At 41.3% G+C, this 6,381-nt stretch carries 6 protein-coding genes; all 6 read right to left on the bottom strand.

The window, feature by feature from the left end:
- Positions 1 to 101 precede the first annotated feature (101 nt).
- The 6 genes from folK to HT730_RS10175 all read right to left on the bottom strand — a co-directional run bounded on the left by folK (position 102) and on the right by HT730_RS10175 (position 6,190).
- Positions 102 to 914: a 2-amino-4-hydroxy-6-hydroxymethyldihydropteridine diphosphokinase gene (gene folK, locus HT730_RS10200; protein WP_124788238.1), complete on the bottom strand. Its 813-nt coding sequence runs from the start codon at positions 912 to 914 to the stop codon at positions 102 to 104.
- A gap of 158 nt (positions 915 to 1,072) precedes the next feature.
- Positions 1,073 to 1,627, bottom strand: a complete 555-nt coding sequence (folE, locus tag HT730_RS10195; protein ID WP_000380920.1) for a GTP cyclohydrolase I FolE — start codon at positions 1,625 to 1,627, stop codon at positions 1,073 to 1,075.
- Positions 1,608 to 2,930 (bottom strand): folylpolyglutamate synthase/dihydrofolate synthase family protein, encoded by a 1,323-nt coding sequence (locus HT730_RS10190; protein WP_061844260.1) that lies wholly within the window; start codon positions 2,928 to 2,930, stop codon positions 1,608 to 1,610. The genes folE and HT730_RS10190 overlap by 20 nt, the downstream gene beginning before the upstream one ends.
- A 1-nt stretch (position 2,931) precedes the next feature.
- Positions 2,932 to 3,912, bottom strand: a complete 981-nt coding sequence (folP, locus tag HT730_RS10185) for a dihydropteroate synthase (RefSeq protein ID WP_173307523.1) — start codon at positions 3,910 to 3,912, stop codon at positions 2,932 to 2,934.
- A 94-nt stretch (positions 3,913 to 4,006) separates the two neighbouring features.
- Positions 4,007 to 4,714: a CPBP family glutamic-type intramembrane protease gene (locus tag HT730_RS10180; RefSeq protein ID WP_173307522.1), complete on the bottom strand. Its 708-nt coding sequence runs from the start codon at positions 4,712 to 4,714 to the stop codon at positions 4,007 to 4,009.
- Between the two features lie 57 nt (positions 4,715 to 4,771).
- Entirely contained in the window at positions 4,772 to 6,190 is a 1,419-nt protein-coding gene (locus tag HT730_RS10175; protein ID WP_102210851.1) for an NCS2 family permease, read from the bottom strand.
- Positions 6,191 to 6,381: the final 191 nt, after the last annotated feature.

Below are 6,381 nucleotides of genomic sequence, written 5' to 3'. Positions count from 1 at the left end.
GTTTTGAGGTTGCAGATGGAAGCTGACGTGGTTTGAAGAGATTTTCGAAGAGTATAAAAACTCTAGCCTTCAGTTGCAAGTGACTGAAAACTAGAGTTTTTCTATTTTTTCAAAGCATTATACAATTTACGAATAGGTTTCTTTAATGTAGGATGGATAAAATGAGGTGCAATTTCTTGAAGAGATTCAAGGACAAAAAGGCGCTCCGCTATGTAAGGATGAGGCAAGATAAGGTCATCTGTATAAATGACCTGGTCCTCCACAAAGAGCAAGTCCAAATCAATCAAACGAGGTCCCCAAGGTACTTCTCTCACCCGTCCCATCTCTGACTCAATTGCTAACAAGGTCTCTAATAGAACTGGGGCCGGCAACCAGGTTGCAACCTCAACCACTTGATTAGCAAAGCTATCCTGCTCCACACCACCCCAAGGCTCCGTCGTCAAGACACTGGACTCTTTGAGAATATGGATAGCTCGATCTCGCATTTTCTCAATGGCTTGTTTCAGGTTTGCTTGTTTATCTCCCATATTGCTTCCTAGGGCGATAAAGGCTCGTTGCTTGCGGCGATGAATGGTTACCGAGCAAGTATCTAGTGGCAAATGCACTGGCGCCCAAGGTTTTTTCAGTTCCAGCTTTATTTCTTGGACAAGAGGATAGGCCTCAAAAGTACGTTCTAGCAGTTTATAGGCCACCGTTTCAATCAGGTCTTCAGTTGTTTCCTGAAACCAAGTCGTCCACTGCTGACACAGTTCTCCGTAATGGACAGAGGCTGTTAAATCCAAGTCTGTAGCCGCCTTGGTCATATCATAGGATAAGATGGCTGAAACGACAAACTTCTGCCCCAATTCTTTCTCACTGGGAAAAAGACCATGATAGGCAAAAATTTCCAAATCCTTAATCTGCAGTTGATCCATAATGATTCCTTTCTAGAAAAATCCGCCCAAAGCGGATTCTTTTTATACTCAATGAAAATCAAAGTGCAAACTAAGAAGCTAGCCGCAGGCTACTCAAAACACTGTTTTGAGGTTGCAGATGGAAGCTGACGTGGTTTGAATTTGATTTTCGAAGAGTATTATAGTCCCATTAAACGATAAGCCTGATCTCGGAGGTCCTTATCTGTTTCAAATAGACCACGAGCTACTGTCGTCAAGGTTGCAGTGCCTGGTTTTCTGACACCACGCATACTCATACACATATGTTCCGCCTCAATGACAACAAAGGCTCCTTTAGCACCTAGATACTCCATCAAGGCATCGGCCACTTCGATATTCAAACGTTCTTGAATTTGTGGTTTTTTCGAATAAACTTCAACCGTACGGGCTAGCTTAGATAAACCTGCTACACGGCCATCTGGAATATAGGCAATATGCGCTCTACCATAAAATGGCAAGAAGTGGTGTTCACACATGGTATGGAAAAAGATATCCTTTTCTACCACCATATTATCGTCAATAATCTCAAAAGATTTTGACAAATGTTCCTCCGCTGTTTGACCAAGACCTGAAAAAATCTCTTGGTACATACGAGCCACACGAGCAGGTGTTTCCTGCAAGCCCTCGCGGTTAGTGTCCTCTCCTACAGCCTCGATAATCATTTTTACAGCTGCTTCAATCTTTTGTGTATCCATTCTCGTTCTTCCTCTCCATCAGATAGGCTCTCACTTGGCTCAAAAAGTACAAGGAACCTGTGACAATCCTAACTGTTTGTTTCTCTTCTTTTTTATATGTCAATTTCTGCTCTAGAAAATCCTGCCAACCTTGGTAGTTGAGATTTCTAGACTTAGCCGCCTCTTCCAGCATGCTTTCATCAGTCGCCCGACTATCGTCAAAGTGTGTCAGGGTAAGCTCGGTATCTGGCATGGCCCCCAGCAAGTCCAACATATCCTCCAAGGCCTTGGTTTTGATACAAGTAAAGAGGATTTCCTTACGATAATCCGCAAAGCGTTCTTGCAAGGTTGCTATTAAAGCCTTTATGGCATGGGGATTGTGAGCCCCATCCAAAATCATCAATGGATCTCTTGACACAATTTCCAAACGCCCTGGCCAACCTGTTTCTTCCAAGGCCTGAGCAAGCAAGTCATTGCTTGCTAGTTCTCGACCATCTTCTTGACAAAAAGTATCAAGTAAAGCTATGGCCATCCCAGCATTCTCTATCTGGTGCAAACCAAGTAGGCCAGTCTGAAAGCGATCTTGTCTGACAGCACTGGTATAGTCAAAGACTTCACCTGTCACCACACTTTCTTTATGACGAACCTGATAATTTGCCCCGTAGGCAAGTCTCGGTACATCTTTCCCTTCCGCAATGCGGTCAATCACAGCCAAAGCTTCTGGAGCGATACGACCTGTTACCAAGGGAATACCTTGTTTGATAATACCAGCTTTCTGCTCTGCTATGGCTTCTAAAGTGTTACCAAGAAGGGCTACATGGTCCAGTCCAATAGTCGTGATGCCTGTTAGAATAGGCTGGCAGACATTGGTACTATCCAAGAGTCCACCCATGCCCACTTCCATGATAGCCACATCTACTTGCTCTGAGGCAAAGTAGTCATAGGCTATGGCTGTGATAATCTCAAACTCGGTTGTGCCCTGTAAATTAGCGGTCGCTTCTCCCTCAAGCAAAGACTGATAGTCTGCCATGAGAGTTTCGAGTCTAGCCTCGGGAATAGATTCCCCATTGATGCTAATCTGCTCTGTGTAATGAATGAGATAGGGGGAGCTAAAAACACCAACTCTCAGCCCTAGCTTTTCAAGCATACTTTTCAAAAAAGCAATAGTCGAACCCTTGCCATTGGTCCCTCCGATATGGATGACCTTGAGTTTGAGATGGGGATTGTCACGCAAAGCTAACAGTTCCACCATTCGTTCCAAGCCAAAATGCGGTTGATCCGTCCGATAGTGGGCAATCCACTGATTATTTTCAAATTCTTTCATCTTATTTATATTGTTTTAAATCTAGATTTTCCGCTTCATCAGCCAGACGAATAGCGGAGGCAATTTCAACCGCCATCTTGTGACTAGCTACGTCATGCACTCGCACCACTTCTACACCCTGTCTCGCAGCGATACTAGTTACATGAGCCGAAGCCGTGTCTCGATTGCGGAAACCAAGTTCTGTCTCAGGATTGACATCAAAACCATTTTCTTCAAGAATATTGATGACAAATCGCTTGCGCGACACTCCGAGAAAGATTGGATATCCTTTCTGATGTAGTTTATCCAGGTCCCGTAAAAGAAGCAAATTTTCTTTCTTGGTCAGACCAAAGCCGATTCCTAGATCCAACAGGATATTTTCTTGTGCGATTCCAGCTTGATTTGCTCTCGCTAGGGCTCGTTCAAAGAAAGTCTCCATCAAGTCTTCGATTGGCATTTTTTCAAAGTCAGCTAACTCTTCCTCTGTAAAAGCTTGACCAACACCGAAATGAGGAAATATGAGCGAGCTAGGATGCTGAGGTCGCGCCATGACTGGATTAAACATAATGACTACTTTCGCACCAGCCTTAGCAACCACATGGGCCATTTTCTCATCACCCATAAGACCAGTGATATCATTAACTAGATTGGCACCAGCAGCCAAAGCAGCTTCTGCTACCTGACTCTTCCAAGTATCAATAGAGATGAGGACATCACTTTCCTTGCGAATCGCTTTAATCACTGGAACAACACGCTGGATTTCCTCTTCTATCTCAACATAGCTATAGCTACTTCCCGGCCGAGTCGATTCTCCGCCGATATCTAGCATACTAGCCCCTTCTGCTATCAATTTACGAGCCTGCTGGAGTGCCTGCTCAAGAGCAAAAAATTGACCACCATCCGAAAAGGAATCTGGGGTTACATTGATAATTCCGCAAATAGCTGTCTTTGCATGATTTACTTTAGTTGACATATCGGTCACTCCCTCAAGGCTTTTCACCATATTATTTCTCTATTTTACCATAAAAAGAAAAAGATGGACACTATTGCATTCATCTTTTTTCCCAATAGAAACAAGTAAGCAATTGTCAAAAATCTTAAACAGAAATCCCTAATGTCCGACTCATGATCACCACAAGAGCCAACAAACAGAAAGCAACCCCATTCACAATCATGTGAAGTAAGATAGACATTTCCAAACGTTGGGTTTTATAAACTGTCCAAGTTAGCACAGTTGACATTCCTCCATAAATCAATAAAGAAGGTAAATTACTTGGTTGATGCAATAAAGCAAAGGCAATCGTACCTACTACAAATCCCAAGTTCTCTTTTCCTCGGAAAATCTTTTTAGGAACAATCCCACGGCACAAGATTTCCTCACAAATTGGAGCAAGTAAGGCTAGCAAGAAGAAACTGGAAATCAAAGAACTATTTTGAACCATATCGTTAATCTGAGACTGGTTAGCTGTTGTCGTCTCATTTGACAGTTGTAACAAGATAGAACCAAGTATATTTGAACCGATAATAACTAAATAACTCAAGCCCAAGCGTGCCAAATCCTTAGCTCTGAAAAAAGAAAAATTAAAACTTGCTAATTGCGTTTTACGAGCTCCAAAAATAAATAGTGCCAAAACCACAATCGAAATACCAGCAACTATCAGTCCTGACTGTAACAGTGGTACTGCATTTAAAGTTAAAATAGCAGTAACCCCTATAGGAATCTGATATAAAATTGTCGCCAGCAAAAAGATTAACAGCCAGCCTGCACGATTCAATAATTCTTCCCACATACTTTTCTCTTCCACCATTCATCTCCTAGACTTTATATTAAAAAAAGGGGGAAATCCCCCTGGGTAATTCTATTATAGGGCCATGCTGATATAGTTAAGGATAAACAAGGCATCCAAAATCCAAATCATGACATGAACATCTTTAGCTTGACCTTTGACAATCTTAGTCAAAGTGTAAGTCAAGAAACCAACTGCAATCCCTTGAGTGATAGAGTAGCTGAATCCCATAAAGATAGATGTGAAGAAAGCAGGAACCGCTTCAGACATATCATCCCAATGAATATTTTTCAAGCTAGCCAACATCATAATCCCAACAATAATTAAGATTGGAGCTGTAGCAGCTGTTGGTACGATAGCGAGAAGTGGGCTAAAGAAGCTTGAAATTGCAAAACAGATAGCTACAACCAAGGCTGTCAAACCAGTACGTCCACCTGCACCGATACCCGCAGCAGACTCAACATAAGTCGTTACGTTTGAAGTACCAGCTACTGCACCAATTGTTGTAGCAATTAAATCAGAATAAAGAGCTTTGTCCAATTTGACTGATTCCTTGTTTTCACCTTTAGAAGCAATGATTCCAACTTTTTCACCAGTACCAATTAGAGTACCAATTGTATCGAAAATATCTGTTAATGAAAAGGCAAGAATGGCCATAAGAGTCTCAGGTAAGCGAGCTGTATCTGAAATCAAAGCTCCTAAACCTTCTGAACCAAGAGCTGCACCAAAAATTTTCTTCAAATCTTCTACCGCAGCACCCAAGTGATTATTTGAAAAATCAATGCTAGAAATATTAACTAAACCTACTGCAATTGCAAGAACTGTTGTTGTTAAGATAGAAAGGATAATCCCTCCCTTAATCCCTTTGATGACAAAGAAAATAGTAATGGCAAGTCCTGCAAGAGCCACCAAAACAGCTGGGTTATTAAAGTCAACCAATCCTGGAACCGCTGAAGAGTTTGCTGCAATCGTTGCTTGAGCTTTGTCAGCACCTTCTCCTATAACAGTATAGTTACCTGGATCAATCGTAAATTTCAAAAGTCCTGCATTCTTAATCCCTACGTAGGCAAGGAAGACACCGATACCTGCTGAAATAGCTGAACGAAGAGCAGTAGGAATGGATTCAATGATCATTTTGCGTACATTTGTCAAAGTAATAATCAATGAAATAATACCACAAATGAAAACCATAGCCAAAGCTTCTTGCCAAGAATAACCAAGTCCAAAGACAACTGTAAAGGTAAAGAAAGCATTCAGTCCCATACCTGGTGCTTGGGCATATGGTAAGTTAGCATAAAAAGCCATCATAAGAGTTCCTACCACAGAACCAATAATCGTTGCTAGGAAGATACCCTGAGCAGGCATTCCTGTTTGCGAAAGAATTTGTGGGTTTACAAAGAGAATATAGCTCATTGCAAAGAAAGTTGTTAAACCAGCGAGAACCTCTGTACGAACGTCTGTACCGTTCTCTTTTAGTTTAAATAATTTGTCCATCATCAATCTCCTTTTAATTTTTACGAACAATAATAGAATTATATCATTTATCATTCACTTTTTCAATATGTTTGTTTGATTTATTGAAGAAAATGATATAATTTAATTTTTTGTTTCGACTCTGCTTTTCTACCTGCTTTTTGTTATAATAGAAGACATCTTATACTCAATGCAAATCAAAGAGCAAACTA

The organism is Streptococcus sp. k-628 (assembly GCF_013277475.1).
Taxonomy (GTDB): Bacteria; Bacillota; Bacilli; order Lactobacillales; family Streptococcaceae; genus Streptococcus.
The sequence above is the reverse complement of the archived record's forward strand: the minus strand, read 5'-3'. Positions and strand labels throughout refer to the sequence as shown.

Bases quoted from the DNA above. Each gene is read 5' to 3' on its own strand.
- folK (WP_124788238.1), bottom strand. From the start codon at position 914: ATGGATCAACTGCAGATTAAGGATTTGGAAATTTTTGCCTATCATGGT.
- folE (WP_000380920.1), bottom strand. From the start codon at position 1,627: ATGGATACACAAAAGATTGAAGCAGCTGTAAAAATGATTATCGAGGCT.
- HT730_RS10190 (WP_061844260.1), bottom strand. From the start codon at position 2,930: ATGAAAGAATTTGAAAATAATCAGTGGATTGCCCACTATCGGACGGAT.
- folP (WP_173307523.1), bottom strand. From the start codon at position 3,912: ATGGTGAAAAGCCTTGAGGGAGTGACCGATATGTCAACTAAAGTAAAT.
- HT730_RS10175 (WP_102210851.1), bottom strand. From the start codon at position 6,190: ATGGACAAATTATTTAAACTAAAAGAGAACGGTACAGACGTTCGTACA.